This window comes from Arthrobacter sp. Rue61a (genome assembly GCF_000294695.2).
GTDB classification, from domain to species: Bacteria; Actinomycetota; Actinomycetes; order Actinomycetales; family Micrococcaceae; genus Arthrobacter; species Arthrobacter aurescens_A.
This window is the reverse complement of the sequence record NC_018531.1, coordinates 4292299-4311926: the sequence shown is the minus strand read 5'-3', so window position 1 is coordinate 4311926 and position 19628 is coordinate 4292299. Positions and strand designations below refer to the sequence as shown.

The following is a 19628-nucleotide window of genomic DNA, read 5'->3' as shown; positions in this document are numbered from 1 at the left end:
CGGTCGCCGCGTGGTCCCGCACAATGGACCATGCTCTTCACCAAAAAGTCGCTCACCGAGGAAGGGTTCACCGGCTTCCGGCCCCTCGACGAACTCGACCCCATGCGGATTCCCCAAGGACCCGGCATCTTCATGATCCTCCGCCCCGCGGATTTCGAGCCAGCGTTCCTTAACAAGAGCACTGCCGGGACGTTCAAGAAGAAGGACCCCTCGCTCAAGCGCGAAGCTCTGGAGTCCGAATGGATTACGGATGCTTCGGTGCTGTACATCGGCAAGGCCAGCGCCGGCAGCCAAGGCAACCGCGGGCTCCGCAAGCAGATACAAGAGTTCATGGACTACGGCCGCGGGCGGCCAACCGTCGTCTGGGACGCCCGGCTCATCTGGCAACTCCGCGATGCCCTGGACCTGATCGTTGCGTGGAAGGAATTCTCCGCATCCGACGTCAATGCCGCCGAGGCTGCCTACCACGCAGATTTCGTTTCAGCTTTCGGGCGGCTTCCGTTTGCGAACCTGGTTCAGGCCCGCTCCAAGAAGTAAGAACCTGACACCCCCGCCAAAACAGGCCGACGGCGGAAACTTGCTTCCCGCCGTCGGCCTGCCGCTCGCTTGGATTCCGGCGCATAATGTCATCCATGACGGCCCTCGTCCCCGCTGGAAGCACATCGCATGGACCCCGGATCACGGTGGAGGTGCCTGTCCTCCGCATCGGGGCAGGGACATCGGACTACGAAGGATTGAACCGGTTCGTCGATTCCCTCCGCAAACCGCAGAGCCTCCACATGACCCTTCTGCATGTCGGCATTTTGGACGATCTCGGCAGCGACATCGTTGCGTGGACCAAGGGTCTGTCGGCGCCAGAGAAAGTGCTTCCCGAGATCGCCAGTTGGTTGACAGAGCTGCCGGTGTTGCAGGGCTTTTTGGGGAAATCGGACAAACTCATCCCTCTGGGCGGTGGGCGCCTCATGGGTCTCGAGGTTGACGTGCCGCAGGAGGTCCACGACTACCAGGCACTCTTGGTGCAAGGGCTACACGTACTTTTCGACGACCTCGGCCTCGACAACATTGACGACTTCATCCTGAGCTCGCCCGCGCTTGGTTACAAGTCACCGCGGTGGTTGCCCCATATCGCTGTAGGCAAGGCGAGATCCCGGCACGAGTCACCTATGGACATTGCTCCTGTGGCCATCGAGTTCGGCGACTCGCGCATCCGGAACCGGGAGACGCTGCCATTGCCGTAACGCTGCGAGGCCTTTGCCGTGACATGAGGGAAGTTCTACAGCCGGTAAAATAGGGTGTGACTCCCGTTTTCTACCTGAGGACTTCCATGCAGCCCCGCACTTTGTTCCGTACCGTTGCTTTCGCCGAGGCCGTGACATGGACGCTGTTGTTGATCGGGCTGTTCCTTAAGTACGTCACGCGCACCACCGACGTTGGGGTGAGCATTGCCGGAGGCATCCACGGTTTCGTGTTCCTTTGCTACGCGGCGACAGCTGCGTTCACGTGGATCAACCAGAAGTGGTCAACTCGAACGGGCTTGCTTGCTATCGCTTCTGCCGTTATCCCCTATGCCACCATCCCCATGGAGAAGTCTCTGGATCGCCGCGGCCTCCTCGCTGGCGACTGGCGCTTGACCGCTGGAGGAGAGGCACCTCGAGGCGGATTTGAGAAAGCCCAGGCCTGGGTTCTTCGGAACCCGATTCTTGCCGTAGTTGTCACCCTGGTCGCCGTGGGAGCAGTGTTCAGCTTCCTGCTGTTCATGGGTCCTCCAGGTACCTGGTTCTCCTAAGTTTCGGCAGGCGAAAAGCATCGGTTTTTCGGAACTGATGCTTTTCTTCACTTAAGGCGAAGTATCCCTGCTTTCATGGGCCGCAATCACCCACTTTGAATCGTGGGTGGTTTCGAGGCGCCGTCTTTTTGGTGTGTCGCCAGGATGCGGCGATCAAAGTGGGTGGTGGCGGTACGTGGCGTCGTCCGTCTATCTGGTTTCAGCGCCGGGGCAGCCCCAGGAGTTGGGGTTTTCTTGGCAGGTGTCGGCGACGAGTGCTTTTTCTGTTTTCCAGACGTGGATTGTTTTGGTGGGTGTGGTGATGTCCAGGGTGCCGTTGATGGGTAGTGGTGGGCCGTTGTTGACCGAGTAAGTGCCGGTGAAGCTGGTGGTGACGGCGGCTTGGTAGTTGCCGGTGTCGGTGTAGGTGTGGCTGGTGCGGGTTTGGTTGTTGAGCCATTCGGTTTCGGGGATGGTGTAGCCGGCGGCGGGTGTGGGGCCGAGGGTGGTGCCGTCTCCGTAGGTGTAGGTGTAGCTGGTGGGTGTGGCGGTCAGGTGGACTGCTTGGCCGAGGATGGTGAGGTCGAAGGTTTGGTCTGCGGCGGTGGCGTAGAAGTTGGTGGGTCCGCCTTTGAGGGTGTGGGGGAAGGGTTGGGCTTCGAGGTTTCCGGGGTTGACGGGGAGTTGGCGGAAGTCGGTCAGGATCCGGGCGGCGATGTTGGCCAGGACGTTCTCGGGTTGGGGGTCGTAGAGGCAGGTGGGTCCGCTGACGGGGACCCAGTCTGTCCAGCCGGGGTTGGTGATGGCTTTGGGCGCTTCCTTCCAGATGACCGGAGTGCCTTCCTCGCCTGCGGGTGTGGTTGCCGGGCAGTCCAGGGCGTCGCAGCCCGGGTCTTTGGTGTCGGGGCCGTCGGCGCGGCAGTGGGTGTCGGCCATGTACTGATTGGGGTCCTCGGAGGCGGTGTCTGATGCCGTCCCAGACCCACCGAGGCTTGGTAGCGATTTTCCTTTGGCCGCATCGAATTTCCAGCCTGATCCAACGTCTATTGTTCCCGTTGATCGGTTCGCGCCTGCCCAATCGGACGGGCTCTCCATCGGGCTGACGTTTGCAGGCATACCGATGACCAGGCCCGCTAACGCCATACTGAAAACTAGACCTTGCTTAACGAAGGACACCGGTGTCCACAACCTTCCAGCCTGCTTCGAAAGTGGCCACGTGGACGAATGCATCGTTGGTAGCCGCTTCGGGGGCCCGCCCTTCAGAGCCATCGGCGTTGCGGTAGCTGATTGCATCCTGAATGACCTGAACCCGAACAACGGTGGAAGTCGTTCTGGAGTCCCATTCAACTTCCATCGCCGGTACATCCATATGTCCGCCAACCATCCATCGACCATTGTTGTAGCTATCCGTCGAGGCTTTCTGAAAGTACGCACATGCCTTGCATTCGGGAGTGCTCAGGGTACCTAGTACCGAGATGTCCCCGGTCTCGTTGGCGTAGTTGCCAACAGCGTAGTAGTACCCAATGAACGCCTCCAGCCCTGCCTCCGAGTTCTCCTTCGCCAGCTCCGGCATCACGGGAACGGGTACGTTCTGTGCTTTCCCCGTCGCGTCGGCGGGCTTGTACACAGGGGAGGCAGACGGAGTAGCCGACGCTGCGGGAACCGAGACGCTTGAGGTGGGCGACGCCGTCGTCGGGCCTGTTTGGGAAGCTGCGCTGTTGGGTGCGGAGCCGCCCGCGCAGCCGCTCAGAAGCACCAGAACGTTGACTCCCACTACCCACGTTCGGAGATGAACAAAAGGAAAAGAGGCAAGCGAAAGGCGTGACATGACAGGCTCCCCAGCAGCAGTTCGGCGGTGTGCCGGTCAGTCTAGGCCGGGTGCGGAGCAGGATTCATGTCAGAAAAGTCGGCCTGTGGATAAGTGCATAGAGCAGCTCCTCTCTACACCTAGCCCCGCAGTTTCTCCATGTCCCGTCGGTCCTTCTTGGTGGGTCGGCCGGCGCCGCGGTCTCGCTGGGGGAGGCCGAGCTTGGGGGCTACGGGACGCGGGGGAGTGTGGTCTGTGAAGCAGTGGGAAGCGGCTTCGGCGCCGACACGTTTGGCGATGAGACGCCGTACCTCAAGGATCCGCTCCCAGCCTGACTCCCGGACCCGAATGGTGTCTCCAATGATCACGCTCTGCGACGCCTTGACCGGGTTCCCGTTGATCCGGATGTGCCCTGCTCGGCAGGCGGCCGTGGCAGCGGAACGGGTCTTATACGCGCGGATCGCCCACAGCCAAGCGTCGACTCGGACGTTGGCCGGGGACGATGACGGGATGCTCATCATTGAATTGTCGCCGATAACCGGGATGTGTGCACGGCAGACCCAGTTTTCAGGCACCAGTGGCCCTCTTGAGTGCCCGCATAGCGGGGCGGTCATCAATTTGACTTGCACAATTTGAACTTTCCTGCATCTGCAATTGTTTTGACCAGACGGCACTTGACTTGATTTCAAAATGCACTTGATATAAGGCGATAAAGTTGATTTAGAAATCCCTCTGGAGCCCTGTTTTGGGCGGAATGCGTGTGTTAGCGTGTTCACGTACTGATCAGTACGTATTGCTGGAGTTCAATCAATATCTGATTGGCAATTTTAATTGGAGGGGAATTAAATGACTGAAAAGAACTACGAGAAGAGCCCTGCTTTCTTCCGTGCGGCAACTCCGGGCATCTTCTTCGAAGAAGAATTTGGTACCGAAGCTGCGACCGAAGGTCTTGTGGCCGTTCAGTCGATTGATGCTGAACTCGAAGCTATCCTGGCCAAGTAATTTGGTGGGCCGGTTGGGTTAGCGCCCAACCGGCCCATTGCCGCCCTATTGACACGGAACGTGATGCTTAGAAAACCACCGCGCGGGTTTGCCGGACTTGCCGTCGGCGCGGACCCGCGCGACCTTGGTAGTGCCCGTGTGGCAATTCTGGGAGTGGCATCCTCAGCAGGCTCTCCACACGACGGTGCAGAAAACGGCCCGGCGTTTCTTCGGGCTGCTTCCCGCCGTTATACCTGGGGCTACCCGGATGGTTGCCTGATGAACGCGGAGACTCGTCGAACGGACTTCGCTGCCGTTGATCTGGGGGACATCGTTCCGATCGGGTCCTCTGCCCAGGAAGTGGCGGAAGAGATCGGAAGTGTCGTCGCCGACCTCGATTCCCGTTCTGTGCCATGCGTCATCGGCGGTGACCACAGCATCACGGCCGGAGTAATCGACGGTCTCATAGCCAGGGGAACTGCGCCCGCCCGGGTGATTCAGTTCGACCAGCACTTGGACATACAACTGTGGGAACCGGTGACATCTAAGCCCTTGGATCCACTGTTCAACACCAACGTCATCTCCCATGTGGGCGAGCAACTGGGTCGGCGGAGTGTGCTGCAGGTAGGAATGGATCCCTTTATCGCAATCAGCGCGTCGTCGTCTGCAGAGTTATCAGGGCGCCTGGACGTGAGCGCGGGCATTATTCCTGTGACGTCCCCGCTGCTGCGGGACGAACCGGGGCTGGTAGAAGCGCTCGGCTCTGAGGTGCCCACCTACGTTTCGATTGACGTTGATGTCATCCAACAGGCCCAAATGGGTTCCACGGGATACCCTGCGCACATTGGAATGGATACGGCCGACCTCATAAGAATCCTGGATGTGGTTCTTCGCAATAATCCCATAGTTGGCCTGGATATCGTGGAGTTCAGCGCTGCGAGGGGAGCGAGGGAACCTGCGGTGCTGTCAGATGCCATGCGCGCCGCCGATGTGCTGATGGGTGCAATTTCACGCTTGACGTCCTGAAATGAGGAGCACGCATTGATATCACGTATTAACCATGCCAAATCCATCAGCAAAGCTTTGAATATTTCCGAGATTGCCGGATGGGACCGCTGGAACTCTTTCACAGAAACAATCATCGGATTTGATTTGCCCTCGCAGCAGGACGAGATCGTGGAATTTTCCCGCGAGAACGTTGCGGCATTTTCGGCCACCATCCCGGGGGACTACTACTACCCGATAGGGCAGGTTTTCGAGCCGGATGTCGTTCGGGAAGTGTGCGACCTTCACGGGCTCGACTACGAAGACGTGACGATGCTTCGTACTCACGGCGGTGAACGCGTGAGTGAACTCCAGGAGCGTTTGGACCGCGTTGAGTCGATGGATGACCCTGACGTTGTGGTCCTGGCCAGTGCCCTGGTCACCCTGTCTCGGTTCGAGCTTGCAAGCAGCGTGTTGACGCGGGCAGGTGATCGTGGAGTCCGTTTCCAGTTTGAGGCCGCACTGCTTCGGTACATCATTGGAAACCGCACCCAAGGACGTGGGCTGGACGTGAACCTCATGTCAGAGGTTCGCAGGACTGCAGCATCCCAGGATGTCCCGGCCCACCGCTTGCTCGACGCTTGCAGCATTGCCGTGGTCTGGTATTTGAAGGGTGTCGGAGTCACTAAAGAAGATTTCGAGTGGTTCGCCAGGACAGGAAACACGGTGGTTCTGGAGCACGGAAAGAAGATACCTGCCGTTTCGACGTCGGCCTGGTACCGCGGCGTGGCGATGATCCCTGCCGAGATCGGTGACGTTTCCCGTACTCGGGCACTCATGAATGAAGCGGCTGTTTCAGCTCAGAGGGCCATGGAAGACAGCGATGCTCCCTTCGCCCGCAATCTGCATAAGACATACCTTGAGTCCTCCGTCAAAGAACATCTCTACGTCTCACGGGACGAGGAAAAGGCGATTCAAGCCGCCAAGGACCTGGTCGCTTGGGATCCGCTGTGGTCAGTAAGCGCTGGTGAGTACGCAGATGTGCTCGCAGCCTTTGGAAAGTCCGAGTTGGCAGCAGAAACCTATGATCGTGCGACCTCCCTGGGGGCTCCTTACGTGACCCACCACTTGCGCAAAGCAGCGCAGCAGTACGCCAAGGCAGGAATGACCCACAGAGCGATTGCCCGGTATCTGGTCCTCGCCAGTATGCTCCCGGATCCAACCGAGGTGTTGGCCACGGTAGACAACATGCTGGACAACAACACCCATGCAACGCTGATGGCTGTGCGGCAGCAGTTGGCAGCAAGCTGAGCTGATGTCACAACAGGTCAATTCAACGGAGGACACGGCAGAGTCGGGCGCGGCCTCCCACACCATACTTTCGCCACGGACGTTTGTCTCCTTGGCCGGGACCATGTTCGCAGTCGATCTCCTGAGCGCGGGAAACGGGGCCATCGACCTGGCCTTCGTGGCCCCGTTTGGGGCACTCATGGTGGCTGGCATAGGTTTAGGCGATCTGGTCACCGCACTGTTCATGGCGTTCTTTGCGGGCATCATCGACGTTTTCGCCGTGAAATTGGCCCGCGCTGAGGGCCGCAACGACGCCAGCAGCTTGTTGCCCAAACTGTTTGCAGCGCTGCTTCTGGTCGCCGCCGTCTGGACTGCTGCCGGAATGCTGGTCAGCCGAGTTGTTCCCCTGATTTTTGACCTCGTGGGCTCTGAGCCGGCAGTTGCTGCCATAGCAACCGATTACTTGACGGTGCGGATGCTTGGCATTCCGTTCACGTTGGCCCTGGCAGCCGTGTCGATCACCCTGCGCATCGTGGGACGACAACGCGCTTCGATAGTCCTCATCGCCACGGTGTTCGTCCTGAATGCCGCCTTCAACGCAGCCTTGGTGTATGGCCCGCTGAAAGTATTGGCAGCCAACCCGGTGATGGCAGTGGCCATCGCGACAGTGATTGCCCAGGTCTTGACTGCTGCCTGCGGTTTTGTTGTCCTCGCCCGGCATTTCTCCCGGTCCCGGGGAGAACGCACTGACGGCTCCGACCAACAGCGGATTATCCCGTTGACCCGGGAGATGTTTACCACGAGTCTTGGCATCGGGCTCAGGCAGATGAACAACTACGCCGCGGCTGTAGTGCCCTTCATGCTCATCAGCCGCCTGGACGTAGGCACTGTCGCCGCCGCAGCGGTCGCAACGAGGATCTGGACTCTCTACTGCCGTGTACCGCAGGCGACCCTCGGCGCCGTCGGCGTCTTTGTCGGATACTCCCGGGGGCGGAGCCAGCAAGACGCCCACGCTGTAGTGCAACGTTCGCGCAAGTACGTGGTGTGGCCCAGTTTCATCGCTGCTGCAGGCGTAGCAGCGGCCGTCCCCGTCCTTGCCAAGGTTTTGGGCGGTGACGAGGTCGACGTCGGTCTGGTCTGGCTACTGACTGCCGCGTATCTCATCGCGGTTCCCGCCTACGTCGTGGAGAATTTGTGCGGCGAAATCCTGACGGTTGAGCAGCGGGCCGCATGGCTATCCTTGCCATCAACGGTGGTCACGTATCTGGTAACCATTCCTATCGCTATCGTCGGAATTCTGGTTTGGGAATCGGCACTGGTTGCCGTTGCATCCGCAGCCGTCGCGTCGCTTCTCCTGGCATTGAGGTACAGCATGCGGACCCGGCAGCTCGGATACCGGCTTTTGGGAGGGGCCTGAATGACGCTGGACGCTGTATCAGCAATGGGTCTCCACTCGCGGCACGCCATGGGCAAGACCTCCATGGAATGCATGGCCCAAACCACCTGGCCGGGATCGCGCCGTCGGGAGCCCCAGGTGGTTGCGGTCCGCACCGTCAACGAGAAAAGCCTGCTTTCGGATGACCACGTTCCGGTCGCCTTTAATGCGAGCCCCCTCCCTGTGGCGGACATAGGTGTGATCATCGGGGGCGAGGATGGTCGTGTCCGGTTTCTGGACACGACCATGCAGCGCGAGTATTGGGTTCGACGCCTGGACGCAGGAATCTACTCTTCCCCTGTTGCTATTCCGGGAGCTGCCGATTTCCTGGTTGCGAGCACGGGCGGGATGGTTGTCCGCTTCGACCTCAGGGGCCGTGCCGTGTGGACGGCTGCCCTGTCCGGCCCGGTCTTGGGCACCATCGCCTTTTCGCCCGACGGCGGGACGGCATACGTTCCGGTTTTCGGGCACAGACTGGTGGCCCTCGATGTGGCGTCCGGAAATACGAAGTGGACCTTCGATACAGCGTCCGCAACTTACCAGAACACCTATGCTTACGACCGCGCACCCTATGCGTCACCCGTGGTTTTCGAATCCGGAGAAGTAGTGGTGGTGGACCACGACGATGTGGCCTGCCTGCAGGCGGACGGTCTGCTCCAATGGCGTGCCAGAGCCAATGGGATCATCAGATCGTCACCCACAATCTGCAAGGACATGGTGGTCTGCGCTACGACGGAGGGAGTCCTCTGCCGATGGACCCGAAGCGGAACGCAGCTGGCTGACCTGACGATGGGTGGACGGATCGATGGCAGCCTCGCATCGATTCGGGAACTCGTCATTGTTCCGGTAAGGGGACAGGGAATCTCAGCGGTGGATGCGGTAACTGGTGCCCGGGTATGGCACTGGACCGGTGGCGGGCTCTTCGAGTACACATCCCTCGTCCTGGGTGAGGAACAGACGGTGCTTTTCACCAGCGACCGGGGAACTGTTTGCTGCCTTGATGCATGCAGTGGTGCGTTCTTGTGGGAGTCTTCGCAGATTATTGGCCGGCCCGATCACCCCACCGCGGTGCACACGTCGCCCATGCCATGCGGTGATGGCAGCCTGTACGTGGCTTCGTACGACGGCGATTGCTACCGCTTTGACCATCCCATGCTGGAAGACCCGGAAAGTGGGCAACGACCATGACGAACGTGGCGGCAATGACGGAGCCCGGCTACAAGGTTGGCCTTCGGAACTGGTTGCAAGAGCGGAACTCACGACTGCCCGCCTCCGGGGAAACCCTGGTGGATCACAACAACACCGCATATCTGATGGCTTTCCTCGAAGCCAATGACGACCTCTTCGACCACGCTTTCCGCGCCTCACTCCACGGACAAGCGGACGGGTCACAACGTGGACCGGCTGATTCCAGGGTTGCTGTTGAGGAAGCGGCCCGGGCGCTCCGTGAAGAAGAAAGACACTGCACCTTCGGGGGCGGCGTTCCTCCCGCGGAAGATGACAGACTGCCCGCGTTTGTCGCGGTGGAGCGGTCCCTTGCGCACGCGCCAACTCGCTCTCACCGCAAAGCTGTCCGAACTGCCTGGGATGCTGCGTTGGACGTGGAATCACTGGCCGTCCAAGACCTGGCGTTAGCAGTCCGCAACCTGAGGGCGGAAGCATCGGATCCTTCATGCCGGGGCATTGCGGCAGACAATTTCGTTGGGACCTTTTCCGCATCCGTCGTCAACGCCATGTCCAGGATCTTTGGCACGGCTCCCTTGTCGCTGGTCTCCTGTGCTGAGCTGGCCATGGAGGAAACCCCGGCCAAAATGTTGGCGCTCGCGTTGCAAACCCGGGAACCGATGCTCGACGTTGACAGAGTCCTAGAGGAAATACGCCGACGGCTGGAAGCCGTCACCGGTTCGACGGCGCGTGCCTCCTTTGCCGGCGACCGATGGGAAGTGCTTTTCGGAGGTTCCGCCGACGGGAAGGTGCCCTCGTCCGGCGTCGTCATCTGGCCACTGCTTGGCCCGAATTCCGACTCCCGGGAGGCGACCGGGCGAGCCACCTCGGCGACCGGTCCCGGAGTGCCCACAGCCCATGTGGGCCTGCGCTGTTCGTCGCGTCCTGATGGGCGCCTTGTCATGCACCTTCGGGATCTGAAGGCCACTCTCCACGAGCTGGGCCATGCCGTCCATCATGCGCTCACGGCATCCCGTGAGCCCCTCAGACACGGACTCGAATCGGCCGGAGAAACCGAAATAGACCTGCTGAGTCTCTGGCTTGAATGGACTGTCTTCGACGCCGGGTGGGGCGGTTGCGTTATCCCTGCGGCTGGAGAACCGTCCGGCAAGGGCCTGGCTGAATGGCAGGGCATCCTCCAGTTGGAGGCGCTCAAGGAGTTGCCCCTGCGTGCACTGGTCATGGAATTGGACCGGGCATGGCTGATTCAACCGGAGTCTGAGTACCAGGACGTGTGGCGGCAAGTTACTGGTTCCGACCCGGCCGGGCATGCGTCAACGTACCTGGAGGCCCTGCATAGGTTGACCTGGCCTATCCCGGCGACCCGCCCCGGTGCAGAGTATGGACTGTTTTGGGCCATGTCGGAGGTTGCCGGTACGTGGATGCAACGTCATGGGTTGGCTTCGCACGACCAGACACCGCCCGCAGCCTGGTTCGAAAGAATCCTCGGGAAGGAACCCCACCAGGCGCCGGATCCCACCGCCCTGATCACCTTCCTGGAGCAGGCTGCGGGAGCAACCAAACAAGACCCCTTAACGGCTGACGAAGGAAACCCGATGAGCTCTACGCGTGAGTATCCCTCCGACTATATTTCTGCGATGCTTCCAGCACGCGACCCGGAACTGACCAGCATATTGCGGCAGGCGATAGTCGATGAGCAGCTTCCACCCATCCAAGTGGACGACAACGCTGCCAAGCTCCTTGAATGCCTTACCCTGCTTGCGCGGCCGCAACTGGTCATCGAAATCGGAGCGCTTTTTGGATACTCAACGATCCATCTGGCGCGCGGTCTCGGAAAGGGTGGCCAGCTGATTTCCTTTGAGATCGATCCGAAGTCGGCAGAGATCGCCCGGGAAAATGTCTCGCGCTTCGGGCTCGATGACAGGGTCCGGATATCCACCGAGGATGCCGTGTCGGCACTTTCCCGTATGGCCCCGGAAAGTGCTGATCTGATCTTCATCGATGGCGCCAAGACCGAGTACGTCGAATACGTGAAGGCGGCCTTCCCACTTTTGCGGGCAGGAGGGGCGCTCCTTATCGATGATGCCTTTGCCGGTGGAACCTATGCTGTCCATGAAGGTGGCGAAGATGACCGATTGGGGGAATCAATCCGTCAAGTGGTGCGCGCCCTCGCCAGGTCGCAGCGGGTTACCGCATCATTCCTCGGCACCGAGCACGGGATGCTGCTCGCCGTGAAGCGAGGAAATGATGATGAATAACCAGGTTCTTATCATCGGTGCTTCCCGCGGTTTGGGCCTGGACCTGGCCAAGTCATTCATTCAGCACGGCAGTGCCGTCATTGGCGTGCATTCGGGCGCGTCCGCGCCTCCGTCCGTTGAGGGCATGACATGGATGGAATGTGACCTCGCGGAGAGCGGAGGGCGTCGGCAGACAGTTGAGTCCCTTGATGTGATCCCCTCCAGGATCATCTTTGCTGCAGCTTTCGACCCCAGGTCGGACCACCCTGCTTCAGGCGAACGGGATGGTGTTACTCAGTCGCTCTTGGTCAATGGTGCTGGCGGCTACGACATTCTCAGGCTCTTGATTGAAAAGTCGGACAGTCCTCTATCCATCGCTGTCGTTGGATCGGAAGCGATCTACACGCCGGATGCAGGTTCTGCTGGTTATGCTGCGGGCAAAGCCGCACTCAAAGTTCTTACAGGAGCCCTCACCGACCTGTGTCGGACCCGCGGAGGAGCTGTCTTCGAAGTGATCTTCGGTGCGCTGAACAGCGAACAGCGTAGGGAGGAGTTCGCTGCCGCGTCAGTCAAGTACAAGGTAGGAATTGAGGAGCTCGTTTCACGAACGTTGGCGCGGGCCAACCCGGAGTCCAGGATCAGAAGGTTCATTGAACCATCGGAATGCGCCCGATTGGTTTCCTGCGGCTTCGACTTGGGCGATATTGCCAATGGTGCCTCATTCCGACTGGATGGAGGTTCCGGCGGTGCCTTCCGCTGATTCATCCCGTAAAAGCCTGTTGGCCACGGCTTATGGGTTGGACTCCTTTGCGCTTCCGGACAGGCAAACCATCGCGGAACGAATGCGGCAACTCTATGCGCTCCGTGACGTCAGGACAGGATCCCGCATCGGTTCCGACAGTGAAATAGCTGACGTCCTTGCCATCAATAACGTGGTTGAGTCCTGGTTCCTTGCCATGCGGGAAGTCCAGCGGGACGCAGACCTTGCCGAACTGCAGGACGTCAGGGATCTGTTCTATTCGAATGCCAAAGATGATCTGGCGTTTATTCATTGGTTGGACAGGGCAGCTCCGGTAACTCCGACGATGGATGCTGCGCGTAGGACGTTACGGGATCAGCTCCAGCAAAAGATGGTCAACGACGCCGCTTCACCGGCTTCCAGCCCCCGCCGGACAGCTGCCATCATCGCGGAAATCCGTAATCAGCAACGGAAACTGGTGACTTCGCTGGTCTCAGGGAGTGGCGCGGATGATCCCTCCGTAACTTACCGGCAGCTCCTGGCCACGCTGGATTCCAGCCTGACCAGGAAACGGTTGGTGGAGGCGTGGAGCCGGATTGCACGTGAGCATGCCGGGGATCTCCAGCGCGCCCTGAAGACAGATCGTCACCAGACCAAGCTTCCAGACCTGCAACTTCGCGAGGTCTTGGCCCAATTCCACGAGGCTGCGCTTCAAGACGTTGAACATCTCCGCGCCGGCGTTGGGCCTTCGGTTGATTTATACGCAGACGTGCCCTATGTACTGCAGCAGAAAATCCGCGGCGTAAGGTCCAGCCTTTTCTCCGTAGAAGAGGCGTTTCGGATCGCCCAGCACATTGTGGCGGTGACGGCCGGTGTCTCCCTGACAGTTGAGCCCGCCGGCTCGGATGTCTGGTTTGCCTCCCTTTCCACCGCGGCAATGCCGCTTGCCCGGATCAGGGTGGAGTTCGCAGGCACGTCGCGTAGGTTCAGGCAGAACTATACGCAACCGGTTCGAAACCGCGTGCTTCTTGCCGACGGTTGGATTCCAGCCAGTTCTGCTATTTCCTGTGGTGTGACACGTCAGGCAGGCGAGGCATTGAAGTTGTCGTTTCAGAACCTCCTGAGCTTGCTCCATGAACTGGGGCATGCGTTGCAGCACGCTTGGCCGAAGGCGGGGGCGGTGAACGTCGCAGGTTTGGAAGGAGTGCCTCCGGAGGCCAGCGAGACTGTCAGCCTCTTCCTGGAGAAGGGGGCTTTCACCGCCGATATTCCGGCGTTGATTGGCCGGCCTTGCATGGAAGAAGCCATCCAAACGGCGCGCACCGTGAATATGATGACACAACGAATGACCGCACCTTCCAGGGCTCAATCGGCCCGGCTGGCCTTGGCAGTTGCCACTGGGGATCAGGAAACCTATGGGCAGTTATGGCACGGCGCCTCGGAGGGTCATCCCGGGGCTATCAGTGATTTCGTGGATAACATGATTGAAATTGCCCTGGATGAGTCTTTCCCAGGTCCTTGGCGTTATGTTCTCGGGGGCATTGAGTCGGCATCAGCCGTCAGTGTCCGCGTCGGAGCAGCCGCCCTCATGGCCACTGATCGAACGCCCTTATTCGATGTCCCCGCGTATTTCGCCTTTTATGGGGCAACCCACCGGCCAGCCGATTACAGTTCAAAGTGAGTCACGGGATCCGGTTTAGCCAGAGAGAACCGGTCCAACCGGGCCAGCCGCTGGCTGTCAGCGGGCGCTAGCTCCAGTGGCCGGGAGTCAAGGTTGGCACGCAGTTGCTCCAGGGTGCTGGCTCCGAGCACCACTTTGTGCCCTAGGCCGAGTTGCCACCCGATCAGCAACTGGGCGGGTGAACAGCCGTACTGCTGGGAAAGCTCCGAAATGAGGCGAGTCTGCATGAGCCCTGAACCTGATTCCAGGACGCGGTATGCCTGGATCCCGACCGGGACCGTCTCAGCAAAGCGGGTGAAGTCCGTCTGCCCAACGATGGGCGAGAGATGCAGCTGGTTCACAACCGGCCACTCGCCGGTCTCCGTTCTTACGGCGCGGACCATGGCTGAGGAAGCATTGCTCAGTCCAACGCCGCGAACCAGCCCCTCTGCGCGGGCATCCAGCATCTGCGCGAAAGTGGAGGGCAACGCCCTGACCATGGGCAGGGGCCAGTGTGGAACAACCATGTCAGCGAAGCTCGTGCCGAGGGCGTCGAGACTCCGTTCGATTGCCTGATGAACGCGCGCCCGGCTCCCGTACTCATTCCCACGCACTTTCACCGTGATGAACAACTCGCGCCGATCGATGCCGGAATCGCGAATGGCACGTCCAATCGCGGCCTCCGTACCGTACAGCGCGGCCGTGTCGAAGGAACGGTAGCCCATGTCGAGTGCCCAGCCAACCAAACGGTAGACATCTGTGGGCGGGCGTAATCCGGTGCCCAGGGTTATAGCTGGAAGGGCTGTGCCTGCCGAGTGCTGGCTCAATCGCTCCTCCAAAACTATGGCCCACCTGCGGCGGCTGTAGCGCGCAGTCCATCCCAAACTACCGCACCGTCACCTCAACCACTTGCGCCATGTTGTTTCCGATGCCCTGGTAGTTCCACACCTGTTCAGTGGGCTGCAGGGCGCCGGACGTATCCATCGCCCGGCACCGCAGCACGTGCTCGCCGGGGCTGGCGACCCACACCATGGACCACCGCCGCCACGCGAAATCACCTAACGGCGGATCCACATGCGCGGGCATCCACTCGCCGTCGATCCCCACTTCGACACGTTCAACGTCGCCGTGCCCGGACCATGCGCGCCCGTGCAGCATCACGGGACCGGCATCCACTACGCGTCGCCGGGTGTAGAAGTCCGGAATGCCGGGCGGAATCATCAGGGAGCGGACGCGAATATGGGACACGGGTATGCCTGGCCCGTCTGGACCTTGGAGGTAGTGGTACGCGACGGCCTGCTGGAAACCCATGAACCGCGACGTCACAGCTTCGATCGACGTCAACCACTTCACACTGGCCATGCCATACCAACCTGGGACCAGGAGCCGTAAGGGGAAGCCGTGCTGTTTGGGCAGCGGGTTGCCGTTCATGGCGTAGACCAGCATGACTTCGGGATGCATGGCTTCCGCCACCGAAAGGCTGCGCGCGTAAGGCTCTTCGACGCCGCCCTGAATGCCGTTGTCGGCACCGGTAAAGACAAGTTCGACGGCGTCACTCGCCAATCCGGCTTCCTCCAGCAAGGGTGCCAACGGGGTTCCGGTCCACTCCGCCGTGCCCACCGCGCCGAGAACCCAGGGTTGGCTGACAGGGCGGGGCTGCAAAAGTGACCTGCCGTTTCCTGCGCATTCCAGGGTGACGGGCATGGTGACGGCGGGCCGGGCTTTGATGTCCTCAAGGCTCAGCTCGAGGCTTCGATTAACCGCGCCACTGAGCCGCAACCGCCATGTCTCAGCGGAAACGTGGGGGATATCGAAGTGAATCAGCAGGTAATGCAGCCCGGCCGGCGTGATGTCGTCGTGTAGGGCCTCCAGGGGCATGGAGTGGTTCCGCCCGGAGAGTTGCAATTCCTCGTGCGTGAGCGGACCTTGGGTTGGCTGCCCGGGGTTGGCGGCTTTCGATGCTCTTTGTTTGACATGGTGCTTGGACATGGGGGGCGGCGTTCTACTGGAAGCTGACGCTGCGGAGTGCCGCAGCACTTAGGTCAAGGATCACGCCGCGGCCGAACCCGCGTCAATAGCCTGTTGTGAGGCCTGCTATGCGCGCTAACGCGTGCCGAGAGCGTGCAAAGCCGGCCTCACAACGGAAGGGGGCTACCGGCGTCGTAGTTCCGGGTACTCGAGGTGGGGTGCAACAGTGCCGGCGTCGCGCTCCAGGAAGTTCACGGCTGGGGCCACGATGTCGTCGATCTCGTCCAGGATGGACTCGCTCAGCACCACGTCTGCTGCTTTCAAGTAGTCCGTCAGGTGCTCTTCCGTGCGGGGTCCGATGATCACGCTGGTCACGGCAGGGTGGTTCATGGCGAACGCAACGGCAAGCTGGATGAGGGTCAAACCATGGCGGGCCGCGAGCTGCGCCAAAGCGTCGGCGGCGTGCAGCTTGCCCTGGTTGAACGGTGCGTTTACGTCGAATCTGCCGGGAAGGGCGGAGAAGCGTGAACTCTCCGGTTGGCCCCCGCCAACGCGGTAACCGCCAGCCAGCCACCCGCCGTCGAGCGGTCCGTAACTCAAAACCCCGACGCCGTACTGCTGGGTGATGGGGAAAACGTCGCGTTCGTTGGCGCGCACCAACAGCGAATAGGGAACCTGGTCCACAACGGGCGGGGTCAGGTGGTTGGTGTTCGCGATCCACTGGGCCTCAACAAGCTGGGCGGGGCTGAACACGGACGTGCCGTAGTAGAGGATCTTGCCCTGCCGAATGAGGTCGTTGAGGGCAGTGATGGTTTCCAACAAATCAGTGTTGTAGTCCGGGCGGTGCGCTTGGTAGAGGTCAATCCTGTCCGTATTCAGCCGCCGCAAGCTGTCCTCCACAGCCCGGACGATCCACCGGCGCGAGTTTCCCGCGTGCGCCGGGTTGGAACCCATCTGGCCATGGAACTTGGTGGCCAGGAAGACGTCGTCGCGACGACTGTGGATGGCTTGGCCAACCACGGTCTCGGCCTCGCCCTGCGAGTAGATATCAGCGGTATCAACGCTGGTGATCCCGGCATCGAGGGCTGCCTTGATGATGCGAATGCTTTCGGCGGGACCCGTGGGTGCGGCGCCTGTGCCGAAATTCAGGGTGCCCAATGTGAGGGGGCTGATCAGGGCGCCAGTGCGTCCAAGCGTTCGTAGCTCGTTGAGGCTCATGTCGGCTTCCTGTGGTGGGACTGTGCTGGTGGGACTGTGCTGGTGGGACTGCGCTGGTGTCCAAGCCTGCATCTGCGGCCATGGACTGGATGTTCAATCGAGGCTACACACGGCCGCCGGAGGCATAAACGCAAATGGTAGAAGTTCTTCGTTTTTCGTCTTGCGAGGTAATGGAAGAGGCCTTACTTCGCGACATTTCTTGACATGCGGCAACACAAATGTCTTTCGAATCAACAAATATTGCCGTTCCCGGAAGCAGGTGAATTATGGGAAAGGAACTCAGGCTACGCATGATTAGGGGACAGCGGAATGACACAGACCACAGTGGAAGAAACGGCGGCCATCAAGGCAGCATTTGCCCAGTTTCCGTCTGGAGTTGCGGCGTTCAGCGCGATGGTGGATTTCACGCCGGAAGCTCTGGTTGCATCGTCCTTCACGGTGGGGGTTTCACTGGAGCCGCCGTTGGTGATGTTCGCCGTGCAGAACTCCTCCACCACTTGGCCGAAGCTCCGCCAGGCGCAGCGGCTTGGCGTTTCGGTGCTCGCCGAGGGCCAGGAAGCGGCGGCGCTCCAGCTGGCGTCCAAAACGCGCGACCGTTTTGCCGGGCTGGACACCAGTGTGAGCGACTCAGGTGCAGTGCTGATCGACGGCGCGGTGCTGGGTTTCGAATGCGAAATTGTGTCCGAGACGCCGGCCGGTGATCATGCGATCGTTGTGCTGGAGGTCAAGGCCACCACCATCAATCTCGAATCCAAACCATTGATCTACCACGGTGCTGCGTTTAGGCAGTTGGCAGCCTAGGCATCTAGGAGTTGCGGCTGGCGCCGCTAAGCGAACCTTTGCGAATCGGGCTCGGAGTCTTTCCATTCTTGGAAGTGTCCGGGCCTGGTTTCTTTGCCCCATTGCCCGGGGCCGGGCTCTTGGTTGCGCCGGACTGCGTGGGTCCACTGTCCGGCCTCTTAGGCGGGAAATCCGGACGCTTGGGAGCCGGAGTTTTGCCGTTGGACGACGGCGTGGGCTCGTCAAGGTCGCGGACGGTGACCCTGATGGCCGGTGGCTGTTGCGCTTTGGCGCGTGCGGCAGCCCGTTCGTCTGCTTCTGCAACGGCGTCCGCCCAGTCCTTCGCGAGCACAGGCGGTTCCTTGGCGGCCGCAACAACGATCGGATGGTGGGCGGTCTGATGTTCCACCACTGATTTGACCTCCGCCGGTTTCGGCAGATTGCGGGGGTCGACTTTAGCCTTCCACGCGCCTTCCTTGAGGGCGGAAGTGGCACCCGAGAGCCGCCGTCGGACATCTGCCAGGAGGTCGCGTTTCGGCGCGGCGGGCGCGGCAGCAGCAACTTGCGGGTTAACGGCAGCAGGTTCCGGTGCGGCAGGAGCAGCGGTCACGAAAGCAGGCTCCGGCGCCGCAGAAGGCACGGAATCGTCCTCGGCAGCCACGGGATCAGTCACATGTGCCGGGTGCTGAGGGAGGTGAACGATGGGCGTGGTGTCCTTCTTGGGGAAAATCCCAATCATCGCCAGGAGAATGATCGACAGTAGCCGCCCAACTCCGGCAATCACCAAAGTGATGATGATGATCAACCCGAGACCCAGGAACATGAGGACCGCGAGTCCGAGTGTGCCCAAATACGTCAGGTTGATGGCGAGTGTTGTCGGATCCTCCACGTTAGCCTCCCCTGGCCGTCGTTTTGTGATGCGCCCAATGCCCACCCAGCTTGCATATATAGCCTAAGGTCCAGCACCGACGGAATCACGCCCCGCCCCACCCTCTGGCGGGGTTGTTTCAAAGCTGTTATGTGGCGTGGGAAAATATGTTGCCCAGCTCTCATTTCCAGCCTCAGATTGGGACCTCGTGACCCCTGACTTAGCCCGACTCCGCAACGGCGCTTGCCCCTGCCTCTCCGGCGAACTGTACGACGATTGCTGCGGACGCTACCACCGCGGCGACGCTGACGCCCCGACGTCCGAGCAGCTCATGCGCTCCCGGTATTCGGCTTTCGTGGTGCTGGACCCGGGCTACCTCCTGCGCACCTGGCACGCCTCCACCCGTCCAGCGTCCATGAATCTCGATTCGGACATGGAGTGGCGCCGGCTGGACATCGTCTCCACATCCGACGGTGGTCCTCTGGACACGACGGGAACAGTGGAGTTCGCTGCGCACTACAGGCTCGACGGCGAACGCGGCGTTCAGCGCGAAATCAGCCGTTTCGTGCGGGAGGACAAGCGTTGGTTCTATGTGGACGGGGACGTGCGCTAGTGGCGTTCCTTCCCAGTTGCCTCCATATTGCCGGGCGCCGATCACGGTAGTTCCGCGGCCTGACCTGTCACAGCCACGGTGTTCCCCGCACTAACTGG

Annotated in this window: 20 protein-coding genes; 13 read left to right on the top strand and 7 right to left on the bottom strand. The window is 60.7% G+C overall.

Features of this window, described 5'->3' with window-relative positions; genetic code table 11:
- The first annotated feature begins 30 nt into the window (after positions 1-30).
- The 3 genes from ARUE_RS19645 to ARUE_RS19635 all read left to right on the top strand — a co-directional run bounded on the left by ARUE_RS19645 (position 31) and on the right by ARUE_RS19635 (position 1786).
- Entirely contained in the window at positions 31-537 is a 507-nt protein-coding gene (locus tag ARUE_RS19645) for a hypothetical protein (protein ID WP_043470764.1), read from the top strand.
- A 95-nt stretch (positions 538-632) separates the two neighbouring features.
- On the top strand, positions 633-1238 hold the full coding sequence (locus ARUE_RS19640) for a hypothetical protein (RefSeq protein WP_286139819.1): 606 nt from the start codon (positions 633-635) through the stop codon (positions 1236-1238).
- Between the two features lie 86 nt (positions 1239-1324).
- The gene (locus ARUE_RS19635; protein WP_238324398.1) at positions 1325-1786 is read left to right on the top strand and encodes a DUF3817 domain-containing protein; all 462 of its coding nucleotides are present in this window, start codon (positions 1325-1327) and stop codon (positions 1784-1786) included.
- 189 nt (positions 1787-1975) lie between these two features.
- Here ARUE_RS19635 and ARUE_RS19630 read toward each other — a convergent pair whose 3' ends face one another.
- From ARUE_RS19630 to ARUE_RS19620, 3 genes are all read right to left on the bottom strand, one after another.
- Positions 1976-2701, bottom strand: a complete 726-nt coding sequence (locus ARUE_RS19630) for a hypothetical protein (RefSeq protein ID WP_043470762.1) — start codon at positions 2699-2701, stop codon at positions 1976-1978.
- Between the two features lie 226 nt (positions 2702-2927).
- On the bottom strand, positions 2928-3593 hold the full coding sequence (locus tag ARUE_RS24520) for a DUF6318 family protein (RefSeq protein WP_014923015.1): 666 nt from the start codon (positions 3591-3593) through the stop codon (positions 2928-2930).
- A 119-nt stretch (positions 3594-3712) separates the two neighbouring features.
- Positions 3713-4093 carry an RNA-binding S4 domain-containing protein gene (locus tag ARUE_RS19620; RefSeq protein ID WP_026267468.1) on the bottom strand — a complete coding sequence of 127 codons (381 nt, stop codon included), beginning with the start codon at positions 4091-4093 and terminating at the stop codon, positions 3713-3715.
- A 325-nt stretch (positions 4094-4418) separates the two neighbouring features.
- On the opposite strand from ARUE_RS19620, the gene ARUE_RS24230 reads away from it, so the two are divergent.
- From ARUE_RS24230 to ARUE_RS19585, 8 genes are all read left to right on the top strand, one after another.
- Positions 4419-4574 carry a hypothetical protein gene (locus tag ARUE_RS24230; RefSeq protein ID WP_011776391.1) on the top strand — a complete coding sequence of 52 codons (156 nt, stop codon included), beginning with the start codon at positions 4419-4421 and terminating at the stop codon, positions 4572-4574.
- A gap of 138 nt (positions 4575-4712) precedes the next feature.
- On the top strand, positions 4713-5579 hold the full coding sequence (locus ARUE_RS19615; RefSeq protein WP_014923013.1) for an arginase family protein: 867 nt from the start codon (positions 4713-4715) through the stop codon (positions 5577-5579).
- Between the two features lie 15 nt (positions 5580-5594).
- Positions 5595-6848 (top strand): tetratricopeptide repeat protein, encoded by a 1254-nt coding sequence (locus ARUE_RS19610; RefSeq protein ID WP_014923012.1) that lies wholly within the window; start codon positions 5595-5597, stop codon positions 6846-6848.
- A 4-nt stretch (positions 6849-6852) separates the two neighbouring features.
- The gene (locus ARUE_RS19605; protein ID WP_014923011.1) at positions 6853-8244 is read left to right on the top strand and encodes an MATE family efflux transporter; all 1392 of its coding nucleotides are present in this window, start codon (positions 6853-6855) and stop codon (positions 8242-8244) included.
- Positions 8245-9450 carry an outer membrane protein assembly factor BamB family protein gene (locus tag ARUE_RS19600; RefSeq protein WP_014923010.1) on the top strand — a complete coding sequence of 402 codons (1206 nt, stop codon included), beginning with the start codon at positions 8245-8247 and terminating at the stop codon, positions 9448-9450.
- Positions 9447-11705: an O-methyltransferase gene (locus tag ARUE_RS19595; RefSeq protein ID WP_043470759.1), complete on the top strand. Its 2259-nt coding sequence runs from the start codon at positions 9447-9449 to the stop codon at positions 11703-11705. The genes ARUE_RS19600 and ARUE_RS19595 overlap by 4 nt, the downstream gene beginning before the upstream one ends.
- Positions 11698-12444: an SDR family NAD(P)-dependent oxidoreductase gene (locus ARUE_RS19590; protein WP_011776385.1), complete on the top strand. Its 747-nt coding sequence runs from the start codon at positions 11698-11700 to the stop codon at positions 12442-12444. The genes ARUE_RS19595 and ARUE_RS19590 overlap by 8 nt, the downstream gene beginning before the upstream one ends.
- Positions 12431-14104, top strand: coding sequence for a hypothetical protein (locus ARUE_RS19585; protein WP_286139815.1), 1674 nt, complete (start codon positions 12431-12433; stop codon positions 14102-14104). The genes ARUE_RS19590 and ARUE_RS19585 overlap by 14 nt, the downstream gene beginning before the upstream one ends.
- On the opposite strand, the gene ARUE_RS19580 is transcribed toward ARUE_RS19585, so the two are convergent.
- From ARUE_RS19580 to ARUE_RS19570, 3 genes are all read right to left on the bottom strand, one after another.
- Positions 14089-14910 carry an aldo/keto reductase gene (locus tag ARUE_RS19580; RefSeq protein ID WP_043470756.1) on the bottom strand — a complete coding sequence of 274 codons (822 nt, stop codon included), beginning with the start codon at positions 14908-14910 and terminating at the stop codon, positions 14089-14091. The two genes, ARUE_RS19585 and ARUE_RS19580, sit on opposite strands and share 16 nt — an antisense overlap.
- 58 nt (positions 14911-14968) lie before the next feature.
- Positions 14969-16072, bottom strand: coding sequence for a sulfite oxidase (locus ARUE_RS19575; protein WP_011776382.1), 1104 nt, complete (start codon positions 16070-16072; stop codon positions 14969-14971).
- Between the two features lie 162 nt (positions 16073-16234).
- Positions 16235-17269 carry an aldo/keto reductase gene (locus tag ARUE_RS19570; RefSeq protein WP_011776381.1) on the bottom strand — a complete coding sequence of 345 codons (1035 nt, stop codon included), beginning with the start codon at positions 17267-17269 and terminating at the stop codon, positions 16235-16237.
- Between the two features lie 309 nt (positions 17270-17578).
- Here ARUE_RS19570 and ARUE_RS19565 point away from each other — a divergent pair, with 309 nt between their 5' ends.
- Positions 17579-18070, top strand: a complete 492-nt coding sequence (locus ARUE_RS19565) for a flavin reductase family protein (RefSeq protein ID WP_011776380.1) — start codon at positions 17579-17581, stop codon at positions 18068-18070.
- 4 nt (positions 18071-18074) lie between these two features.
- Here ARUE_RS19565 and ARUE_RS19560 read toward each other — a convergent pair whose 3' ends face one another.
- Positions 18075-18938 carry a hypothetical protein gene (locus tag ARUE_RS19560; RefSeq protein ID WP_011776379.1) on the bottom strand — a complete coding sequence of 288 codons (864 nt, stop codon included), beginning with the start codon at positions 18936-18938 and terminating at the stop codon, positions 18075-18077.
- Positions 18939-19074: 136 nt separating this feature from the next.
- Here ARUE_RS19560 and ARUE_RS19555 point away from each other — a divergent pair, with 136 nt between their 5' ends.
- Positions 19075-19530: a YchJ family protein gene (locus ARUE_RS19555; protein WP_014923005.1), complete on the top strand. Its 456-nt coding sequence runs from the start codon at positions 19075-19077 to the stop codon at positions 19528-19530.
- The last annotated feature ends 98 nt before the right edge of the window (positions 19531-19628 follow it).

Excerpts from the sequence above, each read along its gene's own strand:
- ARUE_RS19630 (WP_043470762.1), bottom strand. The coding sequence starts at position 2,701 with ATGGCCGACACCCACTGCCGCGCCGACGGCCCCGACACCAAAGACCCG.
- ARUE_RS19620 (WP_026267468.1), bottom strand. The coding sequence starts at position 4,093 with ATGATGAGCATCCCGTCATCGTCCCCGGCCAACGTCCGAGTCGACGCT.
- ARUE_RS24230 (WP_011776391.1), top strand. The coding sequence starts at position 4,419 with ATGACTGAAAAGAACTACGAGAAGAGCCCTGCTTTCTTCCGTGCGGCA.
- ARUE_RS24520 (WP_014923015.1), bottom strand. The coding sequence starts at position 3,593 with ATGTCACGCCTTTCGCTTGCCTCTTTTCCTTTTGTTCATCTCCGAACG.
- ARUE_RS19595 (WP_043470759.1), top strand. The coding sequence starts at position 9,447 with ATGACGAACGTGGCGGCAATGACGGAGCCCGGCTACAAGGTTGGCCTT.
- ARUE_RS19605 (WP_014923011.1), top strand. The coding sequence starts at position 6,853 with ATGTCACAACAGGTCAATTCAACGGAGGACACGGCAGAGTCGGGCGCG.
- ARUE_RS19575 (WP_011776382.1), bottom strand. The coding sequence starts at position 16,072 with ATGTCCAAGCACCATGTCAAACAAAGAGCATCGAAAGCCGCCAACCCC.
- ARUE_RS19570 (WP_011776381.1), bottom strand. The coding sequence starts at position 17,269 with ATGAGCCTCAACGAGCTACGAACGCTTGGACGCACTGGCGCCCTGATC.
- ARUE_RS19600 (WP_014923010.1), top strand. The coding sequence starts at position 8,245 with ATGACGCTGGACGCTGTATCAGCAATGGGTCTCCACTCGCGGCACGCC.
- ARUE_RS19565 (WP_011776380.1), top strand. The coding sequence starts at position 17,579 with ATGACACAGACCACAGTGGAAGAAACGGCGGCCATCAAGGCAGCATTT.
- ARUE_RS19645 (WP_043470764.1), top strand. The coding sequence starts at position 31 with ATGCTCTTCACCAAAAAGTCGCTCACCGAGGAAGGGTTCACCGGCTTC.
- ARUE_RS19590 (WP_011776385.1), top strand. The coding sequence starts at position 11,698 with ATGAATAACCAGGTTCTTATCATCGGTGCTTCCCGCGGTTTGGGCCTG.
- ARUE_RS19640 (WP_286139819.1), top strand. The coding sequence starts at position 633 with ATGACGGCCCTCGTCCCCGCTGGAAGCACATCGCATGGACCCCGGATC.
- ARUE_RS19635 (WP_238324398.1), top strand. The coding sequence starts at position 1,325 with ATGCAGCCCCGCACTTTGTTCCGTACCGTTGCTTTCGCCGAGGCCGTG.